Consider the following 21,092-nt stretch of genomic DNA (forward strand, 5'->3'; position numbering starts at 1 on the left):
GTTCTGACCCCGTCTCGCGTTCCGATCCCGTCTCGTTCCGACCCCCGCCGTACTCACTCGCGCTCACTCGAGCAGTTCCCGCGCGATGACCGTCTTCTGGATCTCTGTCGTTCCCTCGTAGATCTCGGTGATCTTCGCGTCGCGGTAGAGGCGCTCGACCTCGCCTTCGGTGACGTAGCCGTAGCCGCCGTGGATCTGGACGGCCTCGTTCGTGACGAACGTCGCCGCCTCGCTCGCGAAGTACTTCGCCATGCTGGCCTCAAGTGCCGCGCTGCCCGGGCTCAAGTCGGCCTCTCGTGTCCGGGCGGCGTCCCGCGTTAGTAGTCGTGCGGCTCGAATGCGGGTCGCCATCTCGGCGAGCTTGTGGCGGATGGTCTGAATGTCCGCGATCGGACCGCCGAACTGGTCGCGTTCCTTGCTATACGCCAGCGCCTCGTCGAGCGCACATCGGGCGAGGCCGACCGACTGGGCGGCGATGGCGATCCGACCGCCGGTGAGGATGTGAAACGCTGCGGACAGTCCCGCTCCCTCCTCGGTTAGCCGGTTTTCGGCGGGAATTCGGACGCCGTCGAAGGTCAGGCTCGTGGTGTCGCTCGCGCGTAGACCGAGTTTCGCCTCGGGCTCGCCGACGGCCAGCCCGTCGACATCGCCGGGGACGAGAAACTGCGTGATCGTCGACGGATCGTCGCGGTCGGTCTTCGCGAAGACGATGTACACGCCCGCGCGCTCGCCGTTCGTGATCCACTGCTTCTCGCCGTCGATGACGTATTCGTCACCCTCCCGTCGCGCTTCGGTGGCCATCTCAGCGGGGTTCGATCCCGCGTGGGGCTCCGAGAGCGCAAAGGCTCCGACGGGACGACCCTCGGCCATCTCGGGTAACCAGCGCTCCTGCTGGGCTTTGCTGCCGAACGCCGCGAGACAAGAGGTCGCGAGCGAGTGAACTGAGAGGGCAGTCGCCACGGCCAACATCCCGTAGGCCACCTCCTCGTTGACCACGGCTGCAGTGACCGGGTCCGCGTCGTAGCCACCGTACGCTTCGGGGACCGTCAGCCCGGTCAGGTCGAGGTCGGCGAGGCCGTCCCAGACGTCTTCCGGGAACGCCGATTCCCTGTCGGCCTCGAGCGCGGTCGGCCTGATCTCCTCGCGGGCGAACTCCCGGACGGTCTCGCGGACCGCCTCCTGTTCCGGGGTGAGTTCCATACCGACCGTTCGACGGCCGCGACAAAAGGTTCCGCGTCGAGATCGGTCGCGGCGCGGACCGATCTCAGAGCCCCTCGAGGTCGAGTTCCCGGAGCCCTTCGCGCATCTCCGCGGCCGATTCGTCGTCTTTCCGGCGCAGCGGGCTCCGCAGCGGGCCGGCGTCGAACCCCCGCATGCGGAGCGCGGTCTTGACGCCGGACATGTACGCGCCGCCGGTCTTGAACGCGTCTCGCACCCGGAACATATCGCTCTGGAGGTCGCGTGCGCGGTCCTCGTCGCCGTCGTCGTACGCCTCGTAACAGTCGACCACGAGTTCTGGGAAAACGTTCGCGACGGCGCTGACCGCGCCCGAACAGCCGATCTCGAGCCCGGTGAAAATCAGCGAGTCCGACCCCGCGAGGAACGTCAGTTCGGGGTGGGCGTCGATCGCCTGGGCGAGCCACGGCACGTCCTTGCTCGAGTCCTTGACGCCCACGAGGTTGTCGATTTCGGCGAGATCGGCGAGGGTCTCGAGCGAGAGTTCGTTGCCGGTCTTGCTCGGGATGTGGTAGACGTAGACCGGGAGGTCGACGGCCTCGGCGACCCGGCGGTAGTGCTCGAGTGCGCCCTCGTGGTCCAGCGGGTAGTAGTAGGGCGTGACGACGACGACGCCGTCTGCACCGACCGATTCGGCATGTTCGGCGCGAGCGACCGTCCGATAGGTACTCGGCGCACCGACACCGGCGATGACTGGCACCTCGTCGCCGACTTCCTCGACGACGGCCTCGACGACGCGGTCGCGTTCCACGTCCGAGAGCAGCGGAAACTCTCCGTTCGTTCCGAGCGGGAAGACACCGTGCGCACCCCGATCGACAACGAACCGGGCGTGGGCGGCCGTCGCCTCGTAATCGACGGACTCGTCTCTCCGAAACGCGGTGACGGTCGGCGGCACGACGCCGTGCAGCGACAGCGGGTCGGCGGTACCGGGGTCGTGATACGACATGCACGACCGTCCGGCGGGCACGGTCAAAAAACGTCTGCCGTCTGTACTCGACACCGGCGGAATCGGTTGCTCTCCCCGCTTTAGCTTACTCCGGCGTCGCCATCTCGCCGGCCGGCTCGTCTAACTGCTCGCCGGCGAGGACGCGATTCGCCCGCCGAAGCCGCTCGGAGAGCGCCTGATGAGAGATATCGAGTTCGTTCGCAAGTTCCTCGAGCGAGATTTCGCGAGGGACGTCGTAGTATCCCTGTCGGTAGGCCTCGGCGATGGCTTCCTGCTGTGGTTCGGTCAGCGCCGCCGCCGTCGTCTCGAGGTCCTCGTCCTGCCCGGCTTCGACCATGCGTTTGACGTCGATTCGGACGCCGCGCTCTTCGATGTCCGAGACGGCGCTCGAGAGGTCCTCGCGGTGCGGGAAGAGGAGTCTGAGCGTCCACTGCCCGTCCGTGACGTGAGCGTCGAGCACCGTCCCGCCGTGCGTATAGACGCAGCGGCAGATTGAGCCGACCTCCTCGGTGTACTGGAGCCGGTAGAATAGTTCGCCGTCCTCGGTGTCCTCGAGTAACTGCCGGTATTCGGCGACGGTCGGATCTGACCGAAGCGTTTCCTCGATCTCGCTGGACTCGACGTTGGAGAACCAGACGAGCGGCGTGGTCCGGACCGGCCCTTCCGCGACGACACTCTCGACGCGGACCTCGAGGGCCGGTAGTTGCTGGAAGGTCTCTGCGAGCGCGAACCCGTCCGTCGAAAGCGAAAGTTCTGCGATCGTCGTCATTGGGAGGTCACCTTGTAGCGCTGACTCGAGTCCGATCGGCGAACGACGCCGCTGTCGTGGGGAACGGGACTCGATGCGTTTCGTCCGCACTCGAACGATCCGCTCGGTCCGAAACGGGCCGCCACAACGGTCACGAGACCGCCGCGAGCGACCGCGTTCGTGCGAATCGTGCTGATGAGAAAGAGGACTCCGAGACGGTTGATGAGCGGGCTTTCCCCTTCAGGCCTTTTACGTAGTCGTCACCTCCGGCGACGAGCGGAATCGCGTGACATAGCAGTGACAAGGGGTTTCCGAATGGGGCCGTCACCCCAGCCGAGCGAGCCGATTGAGCGCATACACCGTCCGCAGCACGTCGACGCTCTTCCCGCGATCGAAGACGAGTTCGTCCGTCTCGAGGACGTGCTCTAACGTGTCCTGCGAGGCGTGTTCCGGCGCGGCAGCGATGCCGGCGTCGGTTTCGGCGGCCCACTCCATTACGCGCAGATCGCTCTTGGAATCGCCCATCACGAGCGCGAACGGATCGTCGACCCCGAGGACGGCCAGTGCGCGCTCGACGCCGACGACCTTGTTCAGCTCGAGACTGCCGATCTCGGCCGCGTCGGCCTCGTAGTAGGCTACGTCGATGCGCTCTAAGATCGCCGTGAGCGGGTCCGGGATTGCGGCGGTATCGAGGTCGGGGTAGGCCCCTTCGCCCTCGAGGACGGCCCTGATCTCGGGGTCTTGTGCGGCGTAGTAAGCGCGCGTCCAGTCGACGACGGTCTCGCCGGACAGGGACGGTTCGCCGTTGGCGTCGTCCGACGCGGCCGCTGACCGGCCGGCGTCGGTTTCGGCGGGAGCGTCGTCTCGCGATTCCCCCTCGAGCGCCGTGCCGACGGCGTCGGCGAGCAGGTCGATGAGGTAGACCAGCGCCTCGTCGATGACCTCGCGGGCGTCCGTCGAGCCGGTCTCGTAGTTGGGTTTCATCGTGACGTTGAACTCGTTGCCCTGAAGGTGACAGCCTCGCCGGAGGTCCTCGGGAGCCTCCGGCAACACTCGCGAGCGGACGTCGTCGAAGACCGTCCGAATCTCCTCCCCCAGATCCTCGTAGAGCAACTGCTTCGTGTCCGCGCCATGGCCCGGCGCGAACACCCCCGTCCCCGCCTCGTAGACGATCGAGAGGTCGCCGGAGTGGACGATCTCGCTGCCCAGCCCCTGAATCGCGAACCCCTTGACGTTCTCTAAGGTCTGGCCTGTGCAGATGACGATCGGGACGCCGGCATCGTGGAACTCGGTCAGCATGTGCAGCGTGTCCCGCGGGATCTCGTTGTCGGTCCCGCCGGCCGAGCGCAGCGTCTCGTCGACGTCGAGCACGAGGACGTTCACTGCCCGGCCGTACTTCGCCTCGAGGTCCAGCGCGGTAAAGGCCTGATCGCGGGTCGCCCGTGCGGCGATCTCCGCGAACGTCTCACCGGCCGCGAACGACGAACGGATCTCGTCTTTGCGCTCCTCGAGTTCCTCCGTCGCGCCCTGCCAGTGCTCGAGGGCGACCCGGGAGTCGACGGCCGGGAACACGTCGACGAACTCCTGATACTCGCGTAGCGTCTTCGTGTCGTACTCGTCGTACAGCTGGTAGACGAGGTCGTACCGTTCCATGGTGGACACAGGTAGGGGCAGCCGGATAATCGTTTGCAGTGGGAAGTCGGTCGTCGTCTCAGCGGTGAAGCGGAAATCGGCGTTCGGCCGACCCGCCGATACACGTATTTACTCGAATAGGAATAAATATTTAAGATGTCGGTTCCTCCCCCTCTAGCATGAAAGCCATCGCAGTCCAGCCCGGAGCGGGTATCCCAGAGATCGTCGAGCGACCCGTTCCAGAACCAGCCCCCGGCGAGGCGCTCGTTCGTATCCACCGCGTTGGCGTCGACGGCACCGACTACGAGGTCATCGAGGGGAGCCACGGCGGCGTCCCCGACGGCGACGAGCGACTCGTTCTCGGCCACGAGGCCGTCGGTATCGTCGAGGATGCGAACGGAACGGCCCTCGAGGAGGGCCAATACGTGGTGCCGACGGTTCGTCGACCGCCCGCGGACGTCGAGACCAACGACTACTTCGAGCGCGGCGAACCCGACATGGCTCCCGAGGGCGAATACGTCGAACGCGGCATCGTCGGGGCCCACGGCTACATGGCCGAGTACATCACGAGCCCGGCCGACACCCTCGTCCCGATCCCCGCCGACCTCGCGGAGTGGGGCTTCCTCGTCGAACCGATCAGCATCACCGAGAAGGCCCTCGAGCACATGTACGCAACCCGCTCGGCGTTCGACTGGCAGCCGGAGTCCGCACTAGTTCTCGGTAACGGCTCGCTTGGACTGCTGACCGTCGCGATGTTCACGACGACGCTCGACTACGATCGTGTCTACTGTCTCGGCCAGCGCGACCGACCCGACCCGTCGATCGACATCATCGAACGGCTGGGCGCGACCTACATCGACTCCCGCGAAACACCACTCTCCGAGATACCGGCCGCCTACGAACCGATGGACATCGTCTACGAGGCGACCGGGTACGCGAAACACGCCTTCGAGTCGGTCGACGCGCTCGCACCCAACGGCGTCGCCGCCTTGCTCGGCGTCCCCGCCGACTGGTCGTTCGAGATCGACGGCGGCCGCCTTCACCGCGAACTCGTCCTCCACAACAAGGCGATCGTCGGCAGCGTCAACTCCAACCGCGACCACTTCGAGGCGGCCGTCGACACGCTCGCGGCGCTTCCCAAGGAGGTCTTCGAGACGATCACGACGGGAATCTACGGCCTCGAGGCGGTCGACCACGCCTTCCCGAAGGCGACTACGACCGTCCCGGCCGGACACGGATCGACCACGGTCCCGGATGACGACACGACTATAAAAACGGCGGTCGAATTCACGGGCATATGAAAAACGTCGACGACCTGATCGAGAGCGCGGCCGAACTCGCGGCTCGAGGTCTCTCCAAGGGTGAGATCGCAGACGAACTGAACGTCTCGCGGGAGACCGCGAGCTGGCTCGTCGAGCGCAGCGGGACGACGCCGACGGCGACCGACCAGTCGCCACAGCGACCGGACAACGGTGCCAGCAGGCCACAGGACATCCACGTCGACTGGTCGGCGATCGGCCGGGACAGCAAGCGCATGAGCGACGTCGCCTCGGCGATGGCCGACATGCTCGCCAAACACGGCGAAGACGTCGATCTGACGATCGGCATCGAGAAGGCCGGCGGCCCTATCGCGACGCTGGTCGCCCGTGAACTCGAGACCGACCTCGGGACCTACACCCCTGCGAAACATCAGTGGGAAGAAGGCGACATCGAGGAACTGGGCGGCACCTTCTCACGGAACTTCGCCGGTATCCGCGACCGCGAATGTTACATCGTCGACGACACCATCACCAGCGGCACCACCATGCGCGAGACAATCGAAGCGATCCGCGCCGAGGGCGGTAAACCCCTGGCCTGCATCGTCCTCGCGGACAAGCAGGGCCTCGAGGAACTCGAGGGAGTCCCCGTCTACTCGCTGTTGCAGGTCATCAGCGTCGGCAAGAACGAGTGAACGGCCGCCCGGACGATCGGATCCGGGTCGACACGCTGTCATCGTCCTTTCCCGTTCCACTAAGGCTATAGCCTTCGGTAAGAAAGGACGTTTGAGTCATCCGACCATGATCGATACCGACCGCGCGGCGGTGTTGCGACAGCAATCCCTGCAAACGACTGGCTCGTTCGGCACGCTCGAGACCGCGGGCCGTTCGCAGTCGACCGCGGACGAGGAATCGGACGCGGATTTCTCGAAGGAGTCGGACGACGGGACGGCGGACGACCGGGCGACCTCCGTCTCGGTTCGCGAAGACGTTACGTACACTGTCCGCGAGGCGGGCGAGATGAAACTCGACCTGTACGTCCCTGAGGGATCGGCGACGGACGGGGATCCGCCGCTGGTCGTGTACGTTCACGGCGGCGGTTGGGTCTTCGAAACTCGGAAGAACGCGCCGGATCTGAAGCGATACGCCGCAGAATGGGGGTGTGCGATGGCGAGCGTAAGCTACCGGCTGGCACCGGTCCCGGACGATACGGAGCTACCGGCCGACCGCATCGCGGCGAACCCGACGCCGCGGGGCGTCTTCCCGGCCCAGATCGTCGACGTGAAGGCGGCCATCAGGTGGCTCCGGGCGAACGCCGACGAGTTCGGGTTCGATCCGGACCGCGTGGCAACGTGGGGCGCGTCGGCCGGCGGGCATCTGGCAGCCCTCGCAGGGACGCTCGACGATATCGAAACCCTCCCCGGCGACGCCTATCCCGACGACGCCGTCACGAAAGTAGTCGCCCCCGACCGATCGGGGGCCGTACAGGCGGTGATCGACTGGTACGGTATCAGCAACCTGCTCGAACTCCCCGGCCGGCCGAGCGGCCTCGAATCGGTCCTCCTCGGCGGTGACGTCTCCAAGAACCAGGATAAAGCCAGGCGTGCGAGTCCGACGACGTACGCGGGGCCCGAAACACCGCCGTGTCTATTCATGCACGGCCGCGATGATCAGGTCGTTCCTATCGACCAGAGTCAACTGCTGTTCGAGGCGCTGCAAGCGTCCGGCGTCGGCGCGACCATGTACGAACTCCACGAACTGGGTCACGTCTTCGGGGCGGAGTCAGAACGGACAGCGATGGCCCAGCTGACGGCAGCGTCCCGGCCCGCACAGACGGTCACGGCGACCGCCTGCCTCGAGGCGGGAGCCTCCGCCGACGGCCTGCTCGAGAGCGTCCCGCCGGCGGGACCGGACGCGATCGAACGGTTCCTCGATCGAACGCTCGCGTGAGCCGCCGATCCGCCTCGCCGTCGCTGGGAACGGCCCGCGACACGGTCGGTGAGCAGCAAGTAACGACTGGACGGACGCGTGATAAAAAGACGGGTACCGAACGATATCGGTGAGCGGGCGGGTTACCCGTGGATGCCCATCGCTTCGATCTGTTCCTGGTACCGATTCCGGATCGTCACCTCGGTCACCTGTGCGACGTCGGCGACCTCGCGTTGGGTCTTCTTCTCGTTACACAGCAGCGAGGCGGCGTATATCGCGGCCGCGGCGTAGCCCGTTGGCGACTTGCCGGAGAGTAGTCCTTCCTCGGCCGTCTTCTCGATGATCTCGTTGGCCTTGGTCTGGACCTCTTCGGAGAGTTCGAGTTCCGAACAGAAGCGCGGGACGTACTTTTTCGGGTCGACGGGACGCATCTCGAGGCCGAGTTCCTGCGAGATGTATCGATACGTGCGACCGATCTCTTTGCGTTCGACGCGGGAGACTTCCGAGATTTCCTCTAAGCTTCGCGGGATCCCTTCCTTTCGACACGCGGCGTACAGCGCCGAGGTCGCGACCCCTTCGATCGAGCGACCGCGGATGAGGTCTTCCTTGAGCGCGCGCCGGTAGATCACCGAGGCGACCTCCCGAACCGAGCGCGGCACGCCCAGCGCGGATGCCATCCGATCGATCTCGCTCAACGCGAACTGGAGGTTCCGCTCGCCGGCGTCTTTGGTGCGGATCCGTTCTTGCCACTTGCGCAGTCGATGCATCTGACTGCGCTTTTTCGAGGAAATAGAGCGTCCGTAGGCGTCCTTGTCCTTCCAGTCGATCGTCGTCGTCAGCCCCTTGTCGTGCATCGTCTGAGTCGTCGGCGCGCCGACGCGGGACTTTTCCTGCCGTTCCTGGTGGTTGAACGCCCGCCACTCCGGGCCGGGGTCGATCTGTTCTTCCTCCACGACGAGCCCACAGTCTTCGCAGATGAGCTCTCCCCGGTCAGAATCCTTAACGAGATTGTCCGATTCACACTCGGGGCAGGCACGTACCCCTTCCTGATCCTCGGTCTCGTCCGTCTCGCGCGTTCGCTCCCGCTGGCGGGTGGACCGTGTCATCGCACTTTTATAGTAGTATCACCACGGTATATAAGTATTTGGTAAGCGTTTCGTCCCTCAGATCTGTATCTCCGGAAAATTGGCCCTACAACGGTTCACGATCGTGGTTTACGATTTGGAACCGGAAAACCTTTATCTGGATCCCCCGGATCACGGAGACGAATGCCGGTCATCGAGTGCGATGTTGAGGCGGCTCGCGAGCGGCTCGAGGCGGCAAACGTTGCCGTCGAGTCGGGCAACACCGACCACGAACGCTGGCGTGCGAGCCGCGGTGACGCGACCGCCGTCGCCTACGACGACAAAGTCGTGATTCAGGGTGCCGACCCGCGGGACCTCGAGGCGCTGCTGCGCGAGGGCGGTGGGCGCGCCCACGTCTACTTCGACGGGGGTTCCCGTGGAAATCCCGGCCCTGCCGCCATCGGCTGGGTGATCGTCACCGGCGACGGCATCGTCGCCGAGGATGGCGAGACGATCGGCACTGCGACGAACAACCAGGCCGAGTACGAGGCCCTGATCGCCGGCCTCGAGGCCGCCCGCGACTACGGCTACGACGAGGTCCACGTCCGCGGCGACTCGGAACTCATCGTCAAACAGGTCCGTGGCGAGTACGACACCAACAACCCCGAACTCCGCGAGAAGCGCGTGACCGTCCACGAACTGCTGGCCGCGTTCGACGAGTGGACGCTCGAGTACGTCCCGCGGGAAGTCAACGAGCGCGCTGACGGTCACGTCAACGAGGCGCTGGATCAGGCCTGAACGCGTTCGAAAGTGGGGATTCTCGGAGCGGGTCAGTCAGTTAGCAGCAGTAGCACATGCTGGTGAGTGGTGTGCGCTGGCGACCGACAATACCCGTGCAAGCGCTGGCACAGACCCGAGTTCCGCGCACCGTCCAAGCGGGGAACGGGACTTTGCTCCGTGCGGAGAAATCGGCTGAAGAGGGCGTGAAAACCCCGTATCACTACGCGACCGAGACCGCTTTGGTTCGTCTCGTCTGTCGCGAGCCCGGTAGTCGAGACGTCGACTCGATCTGACCGGCAGTCGACGCGAGCGAGACCGGATCGGCAAGGGCAAAACCGCTCGAGTACGTATAACCGAACATGCCGAATTCGAACGCGGTGGACGGCGACGAGCGCTCGGACGACGGTGCGAACGATAGTAACAGTGGGGAACTCCCCAGAGGCGTCGTCGACGAAGTCGAGCGGCTGACCCGCCTTGAGCGCGCCGCGGTCGACGAGAACGAGACCGACGCGTACGAGACGCGGCGGGCCGACCTGCTCGACGACCACGACTTCACGTCGCGGATTCGTGACGACGACGGTGACGACGTGCTCGTCTGCCACCCTGCGGAGTGGCACGAGGACGGCGTCATCCGGACTGACCGCATCGAAGACATCGATCGCGCAGTGGAAATCCCACTCGAGGGAACGGGCGATCCGGATGACTGGGGCGAAGTCGACGCGCGCAACCGCGAGCTCGTCGCGGCGGTCAGGGAGGCCAACGGCGAGGTTCACGGCGACAACGCGGCGCTACTCGCCGATTTCGCGGGTAACCACTACGCGAAGCCGATCACGTCGTTGACGAGCGAGGAACTCGCAGAGTTTCGGACCGAGTACTTCGTGCGGAACGCCTGGCCATCGGACAAACAACAGGAGATGATCGGGGAGTCGATCGAGCTCGTTTTTGACGCGGCCGGAGAAACGGTTCCGGAGCGTCAGTAGCTGTTCTCGACGATCTCAGCGATCTCGTCGGCGCGGTCATCGCCGGTGACGACCTTCGAGAGCGTCCACTGAATCCCGTCGAGGACGGCGTCGTAGCCGTCGTCGGTCAGCGAGTACTGGTTGGTTCGCTTGTCGAGTTCGCTCTTCTCGACTAGACCCAGATCGACGAGCTCGTCGAGGTTGGGGTAGAGCCGCCCGTGGTTTACCTCCGTGCCGTAGTAATCCTCGAGCTCTCGCTTGATCGCGAGCCCGTACATGGGCTCTTTGGCGAGGATAACGAGGATGTTGTTCTGGAAGGCGGTGAGTTCGCGTGCGATGCCCTGTTCGCCGGTGATTGATTGTGCCTCTGACATACGTGTGCAAATGTCACCAGACTATTTAAGACTTGTCAACTACCCCTTCGTATCAGTCGGTCAGACAGCCTGCTACTGACCGCTATGCGGCTGGACACCGGTGGCACGTGTCCGAATCGCGTCTGTCGGGGATCTGGCAACCGTCACCTCGTTATTGAGACTCGATTACGAAAGTACTTTTTGATCCACGGTGGAGTTTCCGGTACATGGTCAACCTCTGGGAAGACCTCGAAACTGGACCGAACCCGCCAGAAGAGATCTACGCCGTTGTCGAGTGTCTCAAAGGCGAGCGGAACAAGTACGAGTACGACAAGGACGTTCCGGGCGTCGTCCTCGACCGCGTGCTCCACAGTAACGTCCATTACCCGAGTGACTACGGATTTATCCCGCAGTCGTACTACGACGACGAGGACCCCTTCGACGTGCTCGTCCTCGTCGAGGACCAGACGTTCCCCGGCTGCGTCATCGAGGCCCGTCCCGTCGCGCTGATGAAGATGGATGACGACGGCGAACAGGACGACAAGGTCATCGCCGTCCCGAGCGAGGATCCCCGATACGACCACATCGAGGACCTCGAGGACATCCCCCAACAACAACTCGACGAGATCGACGAGTTCTTCGCGACCTACAAGAACCTCGAAGCGGGCAAGGAAGTCGAGACGCAGGGCTGGGAGGACAAGCAGGCCGCCTACGACGCGATCGAACACGCACAGGAGCTCTACGAAGAGCACTTCCAATAGCGGCCCGCAGCGCGATTTCTTCTGCCTCCGTCACTGAGCCGATTCCCGAGAGTTATCCACGCCCGTCCGGTGCATGCATTATGATCATGGGTAATTTTATCTCTACGCTTGCCGTATCACGTTCTGTATGGCAGCATCCGACTCATCCGCACGACGACCGTCTTCGTCCGCCGACGACGCGACCGACGCCAGTGTCGGTATGGCCCATCTCACCGTCGTGCCGACCAACTTCGATCCCGAGGACGCGAGCGCCCGAGACAGCTAATTCAATTTCCGACAACTCACCGGTTTCCCGTTCCGACTACGACCCAGACGGCGTCGTTGACTATCGATCGGCGTGGGAAAGCGTGTCAGACATTCGCAAAACACTATCTCGAAACGAACCTTCTTGTATGCGGTCGGACTACGTCCGCCCATGGGTCTGTTCGATCGATTGCGGGGCGACGGCGATCCCCGGGTCGCATTTATCGGAGTTGACGGCGTGCCGTATAGTCTCCTCGCGGAGAACGAGGAACTGTTTCCCAACTTCGCCGCGATCGCCGACGAGGGCACGGCGAGCGAGATTTCGAGCATCGTGCCGCCCGAATCCAGCGCCTGCTGGCCGTCACTGACCACCGGCGTCAATCCCGGCGAAACCGGCGTCTACGGCTTTCAGGATCGGGAAGTCGGCACCTACGACACCTACGTCCCGATGGGCCGGGAGGTCCAGGCCGACCGCGTCTGGGACCGCGTTCAGGAGGAGGGCCGCCAGGCCACCGTGCTGAACGTCCCCGTCACGTTCCCGCCCCAGCGCAACGTCCAGCGGATGGTCTCGGGCTTTCTCTCGCCCGGCCTTGAGAAGGCCGCCTACCCCGACGACGTCCGCGAGTACTTAGAGACGCTCGACTACCGAATCGACGTCAATCCGAAACTCGGCCACCAGGAAGACAAATCCGAGTTCATCGAGGACGCCCACGCTACGGTCGACGCTCAGTTCGAAGCCTTCAAACACTATATCGAAGAGGACGACTGGGACCTGTTCTTCGGCGTCTTCATGACGACCGATCGGGTCAATCACTTCCTGTTCAAAGACTACGAGCGCGACGGTGAGTACAAAGAGGAGTTCATCGAGTTCTATCGGAAGGTCGACGACTACATCGGCCGACTGCGCGAGGCGCTGCCCGATGACGTCACCATGATCGTCGCCTCCGACCACGGCTTTACGAGCCTCGATTACGAGGTCCACTTCAACGAGTGGCTCCGCGAGGAGGGCTGGCTCTCCTTCCGGACCGACGAGCCCGAAGAACTGGGCGACATCGCCGACGAGACGACGGCCTACTCCTTTATCCCCGGTCGCTTCTACATCAACCTCGAGGGCCGCGAGCCCCGTGGCTCCGTTCCTCAGGACGAGTACGACGCGGTCCGCGACGAGTTGAAGGCCGACCTCGAGGCGCTCGAGGGGCCAAACGGCAACAACGTCGTCGAGCGCGTCGTCGAGAAAGAAAAGGCGTTCCGCGGCGATCACGACGATATCGCACCGGATCTGGTCGCGATTCCGAACAAGGGCTTCGACCTCAAGTCCGGCTTCAAGGCCGATTCCGATATCTTCACGTCCGGGCCGCGAAACGGGATGCATAGCTTCGATAACACGTCGCTGTACATCGACAATCCCGACGCGACGATCGAGGACGCCGACCTGTTCGACATCACGCCGACGATCCTCGAACTGATGGACATCGACTACGGTCGCGGCGAGTTCGACGGCGCGAGTCTCATCTGAGCAGCGTCTCCGCCGGTTCGCTCGGATCTCCAGAAGCTATATTTTCACTGACGTGCGATCGCTCAGTATGCGAGACGCCCGACTCGTCGGTATCAGTTTCACCCTGGCGTTTCTGTTCGCCGGCATCGTCAGTGTACTCACCGAGAGTCCAGCCGTGCTCGGTACCACGCCGGTCGGGATCGCCGTCTATCTGGCCGTCGGAATTGGATTCCCGCAGTTCCTGCTCTCGCGTCGCGACGAGTCGGCGCTCCAGTTCGGTCTGGCCGCGCTCGCGGTCGTCGGCGCGGCGGTCGCGGTGATCGCTGGCGTCGTAACGGGGTCCCCGAACGCAGAATGGAGCGGCGGACTCGTCGCAATCCTGCTCGTCGTCGTTCTCGGAACCACCCTCGGAACGGCCGTCCGCGAGTTCCGTGCCGGCTATCGGTCGCCGTAATCCCAGCGACGGAGACGTGCCGATTCGATCCCGTTTTCCGGCCGGCACCGAACCGCAACGCATGGAAGAAGTAATTCACGCTCGCGGCCACGAGAACGTCTCCGCCGAGCATGCAAGCACGTTCGAAGTGACGACCGACGACTACCTCACCCCCGCCGGCGACTGCATCCTCGCGATCGACGCCGACCGTGCGCCCGCAGACTTCGACCCGGAGTTCGTCGCGGCCTGTCGGGAGCCGGACGCGACGATCACGTTCGAGATCGAGGCCGACGGCCACCGCGAGTCGGTGACCGGTCGGGGGGGCACCGCCCTCGAGTTCACGAACGAGCGCAGCGCCGTCGGCCGGACTAGCGACTACGTCGACGACCGGACGATCATGAACGACGCCGCGTTCGCGGCCGAGGGATTCGACCGCGATCTCGTAGCGGCGCTGGCCGACGGTGCCGAGGCGACGGTGACGCTTCGCGTCGAGCCATAGCGGCATGCCCTCCGTCCCGCCGCTCGAGCGGTTGGCTTCCCATCGGACCACTGCGGGTCGATCGCGAGCGTAGATTACTGCGGGCGCTCAAACTACTAGTCAGTTGGAATGATAGCCCCGGGTACGGGAATGGTCGATCCGATCACGTCACTGGCACTCGTCCTGCTGGCGTATTTGACAGTCGTGCCGCTGCTCGTCCTCGCTCACGAACTCGCCCACGCCGCGATGGGCTTTGCGTTACTTCCGGGACCGATACGGGTCACGGTCGGCACCGACCCCCGCTGGGAAGTGACCCGTGGGCGACTCGAGCTCGGTATCGACCCTGGCGGTTGGCGGTCGTGGTGGCCCGGTTTCTATCGATCGGCGGCGACGCCCAAGGGATACAGGGGCGTGGCGATCGTGCTGATCGGACCGATCAGTTCGCTCGGCTTCGGAGTAGGCTTGCTCGGTGCCGCGTCGATAGCGACCGACGCGGTCGCGGTCGTCTGTCGGACCGGGGCGTACTGGGCGTTCGTTCAGGGTCTGGCGACGGTCGTTCCAGTGACCTATCCAGACTGGCTGCCGGCCTACGGCGGCCATCCCAGTGACGGAAAGCGGGCGATTCGTTATGTACAGGAGTGAGCTGACCACCGATCGATCTCGAGCGCCGCGAATCCGGTATGCACACGTATCGCCGGGGCGTACCCGCGCGCATGAGCGATGATCTGGAGCCGGCCGTCAACATCAGCGGCGGCCGGGCGGGCGGTGGCGCGGCCGCCGAATTCGACCCCGCGACGGCCGACACCCGCGCGGAGGAGGTCGTCGACCGGCTGGGCGAACTGTACTGGCAGAAGACCTACGGCGGGCAGGATGCCTTCACCTGTCTCGTCCGCACCGTTTTGAGCCAGAACACCAGCGACAAGGCGAGCCAACCGGCTCACGACGCGCTGATCGAACGGTACGGCGGAGACGAGACCGACCTCGCCGAGTCCCTCGCGAACGCCGAGCAGTCACGACTCGCGGAGACGATCAGCTCCGCGGGGCTGTACAACCGGAAATCCGACGTTCTCATCGGCACGGCCGAGTGGGTCATGGCGGAGTTCGGCTCGGCCGCAGCGTTCGACGCCTTCATCAGCGACGAGGAGCCGTCGACGGTCCGAGAGACGCTGCTCGAGATCCGCGGCGTCGGTCCGAAAACGGCGGACTGTGTGTTGCTCTTCGCCGGCGGTCGCAGCGGCGTCTTCCCCGTCGACACCCACGTCCATCGGATCTATCGACGCATGGGGATCGCACCGCCGGACGCCGACCACGAAGCGGTACGCGAGATCCTCGAACGGGACGTGCCCGCGACCAAGTGCGGCTTCGGCCACACGGCGACGATCCAGTTCGGTCGGGAGTACTGCACGGCTCGGAAGCCGGTCTGTCTCGAGGGTCCCGACGCCTGTCCGATGGCCGACCGCTGCGAACGGGTCGGCGTCTCCCCCGCGACCGGCGATGTCGTCGATCCGGCCGAAGCCGCCGAGGCGGCTGAGGGCGCTGTGAACGACGACTAAGTGCCGATCGATCCGATTAGCCCGTGGCGCTCGATCGTCGCTGCACGTCCTCGAGGCCGTGTCGCCCCACCACGAGGACTTCGTAGCGCTCGTGTAAAGCGAACACGCTGATGGGTGCCAGCGATCCCGGTCGCTGGTCTCATAGTCTCGAACTGAACTCACGCCACCACGGAAGATGGGACGAGAAACGTGAGGGAGGGAAAGTAGACGACGAGATTGGTAAGTAACTGAAACGTTCTGGTGAGTCCACAACTACTTTATGTCACCACAAGTGATGCCCGGGGTACCAATGCCTGCAGACCCTGATCGGGTTGCAGAGACGAGCGAAAGTACGACTACCTCAGCAACTGACGCCGCGGCTGTTTCTGCGTCACGCCGCCAACTGTTGACGACGACAGCGGTCGGTTCGGTGACCGCGCTCGCAGGCTGTGCGAAACTGCTTGGGAGCGACCCGGGACTGCGCGTCGCAGTCTGGAGCGGGAACTACTCCGATCGCTTCGAGAAAGGCGTCGTCTCCCAGTGGGAGGAGGAACACGATATCGAGATCCAACTCCAGCCTGAGTGGGCCGGAATCCTCAACAAGATCCGGTCGGCGCCGAAGGACAACCCGCCGTTCGACCTCACCGTCGCGGAGGGGAACTTCTACTACTACGGCCGGCAGGACGATCTCTTCGAGCCGATCCGCACTAAGAACGTTCCTAACGCCGAGGAAATCATGGACTTTTACACGGAGATCCGCGAGCCCAAGTACGGGATGCCCGTCGACGGGGCGCCGTGTACGATCATCCACCGCGACGCCGCCGACGTCCAACCCGGTACTTGGAGCGAGTTCAACACCGCCGCAACGGACACCGCCGTCGGCATCGACACCGGCTTCTGGTGGTATCCGCTCTACGCCGCGGCGATCGCGATGGACGCGAAACCCAGCGCCGAAGAGATGTACGACGCGTCCCTCCACGAGGACGTCCTCTCGACGATCGAGGGCTGGAACATCGAGAGCTGGGCGAGCTCCGGCGCGGATATCTGGCAGGCTTTCGACAACGGCGTCATCGACGCCGCTCAGTGGTACTACGACCAGACGGCCTACGACATCGACGACTACGACGGACTGAGTCACACGATGCCCGAACAGACGACCGGCTGGCTCAACAACTGGTGCGTCGTCAGAGGTACCGACAAGCGAGACGAGGCCGAGAAATTCATCAATTTCCTGCTCGATTCAGAGGTCCAGTCGGAGTGGTCCCAACATCACCCCATGATGTTCAGCAACCGGAACATCGAGTACGCGAAGGGCCTCGAGGAAGACCTCCCGACCACCACCGAGGAAGCCGAAAACATCGCGTTCCCCGACTGGAGCTACCTCGCAGACTACAGCAGCGACCTCTCGGACGCGTTCACCAGCATGCAACAGCAGTCCTAATCACCGAGACAATGTCTGAAATCACACTGGAAGGGCTCGAGAAGCGCTACGGAGAGACGACCGCCGTCGAGGACGTGTCGGTCGATATCGACGACGGCGAGTTGCTCTGTCTGCTCGGCCCCAGCGGCAGCGGGAAGTCGACGACGCTGCGGATGATCGCCGGCCTCGAGACGCCGACCGACGGGACGATTCGGATCGGCGACGACGACGTCACCGACCAACCGGCCTACGACCGAACGACCTCGACGGTGTTTCAGGACTGGGCGCTGTTCCCCCATAAGACGGTTCTGGAGAACGTCACCTTCGGGCTCAAGATGCAAGGCGTCTCGAAGGACGAACGCCGCGACCGCGCCCGAGAGATGCTCGAGCGCGTTCAGATGGCCGGCTACGGCGACGATGATCCGACCACGCTGAGCGGCGGGCAGAAACAACGGGTCGCGCTCGCCCGCTCGCTCGCGGTCAATCCCGACGTCCTCCTGCTCGACGAACCCTTGTCGAACCTCGACAAGCGGCTCCGCGAGGACATGCAGATCGAACTCCGCGAGATCCACGACGACTTGGAGAAGACGTTCGTCCACGTCACGCACGATCAGGACGAGGCGTTCACGCTGGCCGATCGGATCGGGATTATGAACGAGGGCGAACTGATCCAGATCGGCGACCCACACGAGGTCTACGAGAACCCGAAAAACCGCTTCATCGAGGCGTTCCTCGGCGATACGAACTTCGTCGATGCGACGGTCTCGCGGACGACCGCGGAGGCAGCGTACGTCGACACCGAACTCGGCGCCGAACTCGTCCTCCCGACCGACCGTGAGCCCGCCGTCGACGAGGGGACCGACCTCACGATCTCGCTGCGGCCCGAAATTCTCTCGATCGATCGGGCGGCCGACGCTACCGGCGACGGCACCACCAAGCAGCGAGCCGTCGCCGACGGGAGCACGGCAAACGCCGTCACCGGAACGATCAGGAACGTCGTCTATCGCGGCTCGACCGTTCGCTACTCCGTCTCGATCGACGGTGCGTCGCTCTTCGTCGAACGATCGGACGCGGGCGTGGAAACGCTGGCCGCCGGCGACGAGGTCCGCATTGAGTGGAACGGGGCCGACGCGCTCGCGTTCCGCACTGACGGAACGCGGGTCGAACTGTGACGACCATGACGAGAGTGAAATCGAACCTCCCGCGGCCGATCGCGTCTTACTGGGCCTCGATCACTGAGCGGTCGCCTTCGAACCGGGCCTTGCTGATCATGGCGCCGCTGCTCGCCTTCGAGCTGCTGATCTTCGTGATCCCCTTCGTCATCCTGCTGCGTATCAGCGTCGCCGAGGGCTCGAGCGACCTCGTCTACGCCAAGGGCACGTGGTCGCTCGACGCGTACGCGACGGTACTGACCGACGACCTCCTCTTGAGCGTCATCAGTTACTCGTTCCGGCTCGGCGCGGTCGTGACGGTTCTGTCCGTCGCGATTGGCCTGTTTTACGCGTACGCGATCTGGCAGTCGACCGGCCTCGTAAAGTCGCTCCTGCTGTTCTCGGTCGTCATGCCGCTGCTGACGACGCTGGTCATCAGGGCGTACGCGTTCAATCCGTTGCTGGCACCGACCGGGACGCTCAACAAGGTGTTGCTGTCGCTAAATCTCGTCTCGAGCCCGATCCAGTTCGTCCCCGCCACCGTCGGTGCGGTGGTCGGACAGCTGTATATCGTCCTCCCGTACGCTGTGTTGGCGATCTACAGCGTCATGGCGACGATGGATCAGCGGGTCGTCGAGGCCGCCCGCGACCTCGGTGCGAGCCGGCCGCGTGCGGTCCTTGAGGTAGTTATCCCGCAGGCGATGCCGGGGATAATCGTCGCGACGGTGATCTCGTTCGCGTGGAGTGTCGGGGGCTACGCCGCGCCGGAACTCCTCTCAAACGGCGTCACGTTCGCCATCCATATCGAGGACCTGATGCTGTCCGATCTGCGCTATCCGATCGCCGCCGCGCTGGCGGTCGTCATGCTCGTCTCGATGTTCGGATGTATCGCCGTCCTCGTAACCGCTCTCAATCGCCTCGGAGGTGAGTTTGAACTTGCATAGGGAAACGTTCGAGACCGTGGCGTTCCGCGCGGGCTACCTCCTGTTGCTCGCGTTCATGTTGTTCCCGCTGTTCGTCATCGTCGCGACGTCGTTCTCGGCGTCCGGCCAGATCGCGTTCCCGCCCAAGGGTCTCTCGCTGACCTGGTATACCGAGTTCCTCGATAGCACGCGCTGGCTCAGAGCGTTCACGAACAGCATCGTCATCGGCGTCGGGACGGCGATCCTCGCGACGGGACTCGGCGTCGCGGGTGCCTTTGGACAGGAGATCGACGACGGATCGCTCGGCTCGCTGGTGACGCCGCTCGTCCTCGTCCCGCTGCTGATTCCGCCGGTCATCCTCGGGATCACGCTCCTGATGTACTTCAACGAGGTCGGCCTGCGCGGCTCCTACCTGAGCATTATCCTCGCGCACACGCTCTGGGCGATGCCGCTGGTCTACTTCGTGATGCGGTCGGTGTTCAGTCGGTTCGACTGGCAGCAACTAGACGCCGCACACGACCTCGGCGCTGGACCGCTACAGTCGTTTCGACACGTTGTCTTGCCGAACGTGAGACACGGCATCTTCGTCGGGACGCTGCTCGCGTTCATCATTAGCCTCCAGGAGTTCGTGATGGCGATGTTCCTCTCGACGCCCGCCACCGAGACCATTCCGGTCCTTGCTTGGACCGAGATCCGGCAGGCGCTGGATCCGCTTGTGAGCGTCGTCTCGACGTTCCTGATCCTCTTCTCGCTGGGCGCGCTCGCGCTCGCGGTTCTCGCGACGAACCTCGAGTGGGTCTCGAAGCAACTCTCCTGATGGCACCTGGGACGAGGGGCGTCACCGACCGGCGCCTGGTCTCCGTTCTAAACCGCGGTCGGTTTTCACGCAGGGTCGTCCGGACCCGGACTGGCGCATTTGCACGTATTGTGATCGTAACAGGACCAGTCAAAACGAGTCGCACACGACGTTTCCCGCTTGATATAACCGTCGGAGAGGCCGTAGTGCGCGTCGCTACAGGGCCGGTCGGTACAGCGGTGACAATCCTCCCCTTGCCACTCGCCCGTCGAGAACTGTTGGCACGGAACCCAGCTCAAATCGTGGGATGCGACGCTCACGCCGGAGCGATCTGTTGCGTCGCGTTTCTCGGCCTCGTTCTCTCCCCCAATAGCGACGCTCCCATCCGGCCTGATACCGCCGTCGCTCGTGGCAGCGGCGGGGCTCGCGTTCGACCCGCCAGTGAGACGCTGTAGCTTCGGATCGTAGGCGTACTTCGACTCGGTGTCGTCCGGATCGTAGATCGCGTAGCTCCGCCCCTCGTCAATCTCGGCAACGAGTGTGAGCGTTCCGTCGTTGGTCCGGGTCGCGGTCTCGACCGTCGCTTTCGAGATGCCGTTCATATCGGGGGTCAGAACGGTCGTTCCCTCGCCGCGTTCGAACTGTTCGTGCATCGGAACGTGCACGTCGGTTGGAAATCCGTCGAGAGACGGCGTCTCAAGGAGGCTGGCGTCGGCGAGCAGCTCGACCGTCTCGGTCGCGTGTGCCTCAAGAGTTTCGTCGATAACCGTCTGATCGTACTCGACGGACGACCCCTCTTCGGCCGCCCCGACGGCCGTGAACGTGCTCACCGAAACCGCGCTCGCGACGCCGAGAGATTTGAGAACGTCCCGACGGTTCGGGGAATCGGTACCACTGTCATCATGCGGATCTTCTTGCATCGCAATTGGCACACCAATAAACTAGTAAATAAAACTT

Annotated in this window: 23 protein-coding genes; 16 read left to right on the forward strand and 7 right to left on the reverse strand. The window is 64.1% G+C overall.

The genetic code is table 11. The features are described 5' to 3' along the window. Positions 1 to 63 precede the first annotated feature (63 nt). From ACJ70B_RS16810 to ACJ70B_RS16825, 4 genes are all read right to left on the reverse strand, one after another. Positions 64 to 1,200 (reverse strand): acyl-CoA dehydrogenase family protein, encoded by a 1,137-nt coding sequence (locus ACJ70B_RS16810; RefSeq protein ID WP_408958139.1) that lies wholly within the window; start codon positions 1,198 to 1,200, stop codon positions 64 to 66. A 64-nt stretch (positions 1,201 to 1,264) separates the two neighbouring features. Further along, entirely contained in the window at positions 1,265 to 2,182 is a 918-nt protein-coding gene (locus ACJ70B_RS16815; protein WP_408958140.1) for a dihydrodipicolinate synthase family protein, read from the reverse strand. 85 nt (positions 2,183 to 2,267) lie between these two features. Next, positions 2,268 to 2,951 carry a helix-turn-helix domain-containing protein gene (locus ACJ70B_RS16820; RefSeq protein ID WP_408958141.1) on the reverse strand — a complete coding sequence of 228 codons (684 nt, stop codon included), beginning with the start codon at positions 2,949 to 2,951 and terminating at the stop codon, positions 2,268 to 2,270. A 303-nt stretch (positions 2,952 to 3,254) separates the two neighbouring features. After that, positions 3,255 to 4,583 (reverse strand): HAD family hydrolase, encoded by a 1,329-nt coding sequence (locus tag ACJ70B_RS16825; protein WP_408958142.1) that lies wholly within the window; start codon positions 4,581 to 4,583, stop codon positions 3,255 to 3,257. A gap of 158 nt (positions 4,584 to 4,741) precedes the next feature. Here ACJ70B_RS16825 and ACJ70B_RS16830 point away from each other — a divergent pair, with 158 nt between their 5' ends. From ACJ70B_RS16830 to ACJ70B_RS16840, 3 genes are all read left to right on the forward strand, one after another. Further along, positions 4,742 to 5,863: a glucose 1-dehydrogenase gene (locus ACJ70B_RS16830; RefSeq protein WP_408958143.1), complete on the forward strand. Its 1,122-nt coding sequence runs from the start codon at positions 4,742 to 4,744 to the stop codon at positions 5,861 to 5,863. Beyond that, positions 5,860 to 6,513 carry a transcriptional regulator GfcR gene (gene gfcR / locus ACJ70B_RS16835; protein WP_408958144.1) on the forward strand — a complete coding sequence of 218 codons (654 nt, stop codon included), beginning with the start codon at positions 5,860 to 5,862 and terminating at the stop codon, positions 6,511 to 6,513. Before ACJ70B_RS16830 ends, gfcR begins: the two co-directional genes overlap by 4 nt. Before the next feature lie 106 nt (positions 6,514 to 6,619). Further along, complete coding sequence (locus ACJ70B_RS16840) at positions 6,620 to 7,768, forward strand: alpha/beta hydrolase fold domain-containing protein (protein WP_408958145.1); 1,149 nt, start codon at positions 6,620 to 6,622, stop codon at positions 7,766 to 7,768. Positions 7,769 to 7,890: 122 nt separating this feature from the next. Here ACJ70B_RS16840 and ACJ70B_RS16845 read toward each other — a convergent pair whose 3' ends face one another. Next, on the reverse strand, positions 7,891 to 8,853 hold the full coding sequence (locus tag ACJ70B_RS16845) for a transcription initiation factor IIB family protein (RefSeq protein WP_006184711.1): 963 nt from the start codon (positions 8,851 to 8,853) through the stop codon (positions 7,891 to 7,893). 162 nt (positions 8,854 to 9,015) lie between these two features. On the opposite strand from ACJ70B_RS16845, the gene rnhA reads away from it, so the two are divergent. Continuing rightward, positions 9,016 to 9,609: a ribonuclease HI gene (gene rnhA, locus ACJ70B_RS16850; RefSeq protein ID WP_408958146.1), complete on the forward strand. Its 594-nt coding sequence runs from the start codon at positions 9,016 to 9,018 to the stop codon at positions 9,607 to 9,609. A gap of 341 nt (positions 9,610 to 9,950) precedes the next feature. Next, a complete protein-coding gene (locus ACJ70B_RS16855) occupies positions 9,951 to 10,571 on the forward strand; it encodes a rnhA operon protein (RefSeq protein ID WP_408958147.1) in 621 nt (206 codons plus the stop codon). On the opposite strand, the gene ACJ70B_RS16860 is transcribed toward ACJ70B_RS16855, so the two are convergent. Next, positions 10,565 to 10,924 carry a PadR family transcriptional regulator gene (locus ACJ70B_RS16860; RefSeq protein WP_408958148.1) on the reverse strand — a complete coding sequence of 120 codons (360 nt, stop codon included), beginning with the start codon at positions 10,922 to 10,924 and terminating at the stop codon, positions 10,565 to 10,567. The genes ACJ70B_RS16855 and ACJ70B_RS16860 overlap by 7 nt on opposite strands. A 206-nt stretch (positions 10,925 to 11,130) precedes the next feature. Between ACJ70B_RS16860 and ACJ70B_RS16865 the strand changes: the two genes are divergently transcribed. The 11 genes from ACJ70B_RS16865 to ACJ70B_RS16915 all read left to right on the forward strand — a co-directional run bounded on the left by ACJ70B_RS16865 (position 11,131) and on the right by ACJ70B_RS16915 (position 20,156). Continuing rightward, positions 11,131 to 11,664: an inorganic diphosphatase gene (locus ACJ70B_RS16865; protein WP_408958149.1), complete on the forward strand. Its 534-nt coding sequence runs from the start codon at positions 11,131 to 11,133 to the stop codon at positions 11,662 to 11,664. Positions 11,665 to 11,791: 127 nt separating this feature from the next. Continuing rightward, positions 11,792 to 11,929 carry a hypothetical protein gene (locus tag ACJ70B_RS16870; RefSeq protein ID WP_408958150.1) on the forward strand — a complete coding sequence of 46 codons (138 nt, stop codon included), beginning with the start codon at positions 11,792 to 11,794 and terminating at the stop codon, positions 11,927 to 11,929. Between the two features lie 150 nt (positions 11,930 to 12,079). Then, positions 12,080 to 13,423 carry an alkaline phosphatase family protein gene (locus tag ACJ70B_RS16875; RefSeq protein WP_408958151.1) on the forward strand — a complete coding sequence of 448 codons (1,344 nt, stop codon included), beginning with the start codon at positions 12,080 to 12,082 and terminating at the stop codon, positions 13,421 to 13,423. A gap of 67 nt (positions 13,424 to 13,490) precedes the next feature. Next, positions 13,491 to 13,856 (forward strand): hypothetical protein, encoded by a 366-nt coding sequence (locus ACJ70B_RS16880; RefSeq protein WP_408958152.1) that lies wholly within the window; start codon positions 13,491 to 13,493, stop codon positions 13,854 to 13,856. 61 nt (positions 13,857 to 13,917) lie between these two features. After that, positions 13,918 to 14,334 (forward strand): DUF371 domain-containing protein, encoded by a 417-nt coding sequence (locus tag ACJ70B_RS16885; protein WP_408958153.1) that lies wholly within the window; start codon positions 13,918 to 13,920, stop codon positions 14,332 to 14,334. Positions 14,335 to 14,463: 129 nt separating this feature from the next. After that, positions 14,464 to 14,955 (forward strand): hypothetical protein, encoded by a 492-nt coding sequence (locus tag ACJ70B_RS16890; protein ID WP_408958154.1) that lies wholly within the window; start codon positions 14,464 to 14,466, stop codon positions 14,953 to 14,955. Between the two features lie 71 nt (positions 14,956 to 15,026). Then, entirely contained in the window at positions 15,027 to 15,866 is an 840-nt protein-coding gene (gene nth, locus ACJ70B_RS16895) for an endonuclease III domain-containing protein (RefSeq protein ID WP_408958155.1), read from the forward strand. Between the two features lie 289 nt (positions 15,867 to 16,155). Continuing rightward, positions 16,156 to 17,286: a PotD/PotF family extracellular solute-binding protein gene (locus ACJ70B_RS16900; RefSeq protein ID WP_408958156.1), complete on the forward strand. Its 1,131-nt coding sequence runs from the start codon at positions 16,156 to 16,158 to the stop codon at positions 17,284 to 17,286. 11 nt (positions 17,287 to 17,297) lie between these two features. After that, positions 17,298 to 18,437, forward strand: a complete 1,140-nt coding sequence (locus tag ACJ70B_RS16905) for an ABC transporter ATP-binding protein (RefSeq protein WP_408958157.1) — start codon at positions 17,298 to 17,300, stop codon at positions 18,435 to 18,437. A 5-nt stretch (positions 18,438 to 18,442) separates the two neighbouring features. Next, positions 18,443 to 19,360, forward strand: a complete 918-nt coding sequence (locus ACJ70B_RS16910; RefSeq protein ID WP_408958158.1) for an ABC transporter permease — start codon at positions 18,443 to 18,445, stop codon at positions 19,358 to 19,360. Continuing rightward, a complete protein-coding gene (locus ACJ70B_RS16915; RefSeq protein ID WP_408960128.1) occupies positions 19,353 to 20,156 on the forward strand; it encodes an ABC transporter permease in 804 nt (267 codons plus the stop codon). The genes ACJ70B_RS16910 and ACJ70B_RS16915 overlap by 8 nt, the downstream gene beginning before the upstream one ends. 65 nt (positions 20,157 to 20,221) lie before the next feature. Here the strand turns inward: ACJ70B_RS16915 and ACJ70B_RS16920 are convergent, their stop codons facing one another. Further along, the gene (locus tag ACJ70B_RS16920; protein ID WP_408958159.1) at positions 20,222 to 21,055 is read right to left on the reverse strand and encodes a hypothetical protein; all 834 of its coding nucleotides are present in this window, start codon (positions 21,053 to 21,055) and stop codon (positions 20,222 to 20,224) included. Positions 21,056 to 21,092 lie beyond the last annotated feature (37 nt).

It is taken from the genome of Natrinema sp. 74, assembly GCF_046097095.1.
Taxonomy (GTDB): Archaea; Halobacteriota; Halobacteria; order Halobacteriales; family Natrialbaceae; genus Natrinema.

Bases quoted from the DNA above. Each gene is read 5' to 3' on its own strand.
- ACJ70B_RS16885 (WP_408958153.1), top strand. From the start codon at position 13,918: ATGGAAGAAGTAATTCACGCTCGCGGCCACGAGAACGTCTCCGCCGAG.
- nth (WP_408958155.1), top strand. From the start codon at position 15,027: ATGAGCGATGATCTGGAGCCGGCCGTCAACATCAGCGGCGGCCGGGCG.
- gfcR (WP_408958144.1), top strand. From the start codon at position 5,860: ATGAAAAACGTCGACGACCTGATCGAGAGCGCGGCCGAACTCGCGGCT.
- ACJ70B_RS16820 (WP_408958141.1), bottom strand. From the start codon at position 2,951: ATGACGACGATCGCAGAACTTTCGCTTTCGACGGACGGGTTCGCGCTC.
- ACJ70B_RS16890 (WP_408958154.1), top strand. From the start codon at position 14,464: ATGGTCGATCCGATCACGTCACTGGCACTCGTCCTGCTGGCGTATTTG.
- ACJ70B_RS16875 (WP_408958151.1), top strand. From the start codon at position 12,080: ATGGGTCTGTTCGATCGATTGCGGGGCGACGGCGATCCCCGGGTCGCA.
- rnhA (WP_408958146.1), top strand. From the start codon at position 9,016: ATGCCGGTCATCGAGTGCGATGTTGAGGCGGCTCGCGAGCGGCTCGAG.
- ACJ70B_RS16815 (WP_408958140.1), bottom strand. From the start codon at position 2,182: ATGTCGTATCACGACCCCGGTACCGCCGACCCGCTGTCGCTGCACGGC.
- ACJ70B_RS16900 (WP_408958156.1), top strand. From the start codon at position 16,156: ATGCCTGCAGACCCTGATCGGGTTGCAGAGACGAGCGAAAGTACGACT.
- ACJ70B_RS16855 (WP_408958147.1), top strand. From the start codon at position 9,951: ATGCCGAATTCGAACGCGGTGGACGGCGACGAGCGCTCGGACGACGGT.
- ACJ70B_RS16910 (WP_408958158.1), top strand. From the start codon at position 18,443: ATGACGAGAGTGAAATCGAACCTCCCGCGGCCGATCGCGTCTTACTGG.
- ACJ70B_RS16810 (WP_408958139.1), bottom strand. From the start codon at position 1,200: ATGGAACTCACCCCGGAACAGGAGGCGGTCCGCGAGACCGTCCGGGAG.
- ACJ70B_RS16845 (WP_006184711.1), bottom strand. From the start codon at position 8,853: ATGACACGGTCCACCCGCCAGCGGGAGCGAACGCGCGAGACGGACGAG.
- ACJ70B_RS16865 (WP_408958149.1), top strand. From the start codon at position 11,131: ATGGTCAACCTCTGGGAAGACCTCGAAACTGGACCGAACCCGCCAGAA.
- ACJ70B_RS16905 (WP_408958157.1), top strand. From the start codon at position 17,298: ATGTCTGAAATCACACTGGAAGGGCTCGAGAAGCGCTACGGAGAGACG.
- ACJ70B_RS16830 (WP_408958143.1), top strand. From the start codon at position 4,742: ATGAAAGCCATCGCAGTCCAGCCCGGAGCGGGTATCCCAGAGATCGTC.
- ACJ70B_RS16860 (WP_408958148.1), bottom strand. From the start codon at position 10,924: ATGTCAGAGGCACAATCAATCACCGGCGAACAGGGCATCGCACGCGAA.
- ACJ70B_RS16880 (WP_408958152.1), top strand. From the start codon at position 13,491: ATGCGAGACGCCCGACTCGTCGGTATCAGTTTCACCCTGGCGTTTCTG.
- ACJ70B_RS16870 (WP_408958150.1), top strand. From the start codon at position 11,792: ATGGCAGCATCCGACTCATCCGCACGACGACCGTCTTCGTCCGCCGAC.
- ACJ70B_RS16840 (WP_408958145.1), top strand. From the start codon at position 6,620: ATGATCGATACCGACCGCGCGGCGGTGTTGCGACAGCAATCCCTGCAA.
- ACJ70B_RS16825 (WP_408958142.1), bottom strand. From the start codon at position 4,583: ATGGAACGGTACGACCTCGTCTACCAGCTGTACGACGAGTACGACACG.
- ACJ70B_RS16920 (WP_408958159.1), bottom strand. From the start codon at position 21,055: ATGCAAGAAGATCCGCATGATGACAGTGGTACCGATTCCCCGAACCGT.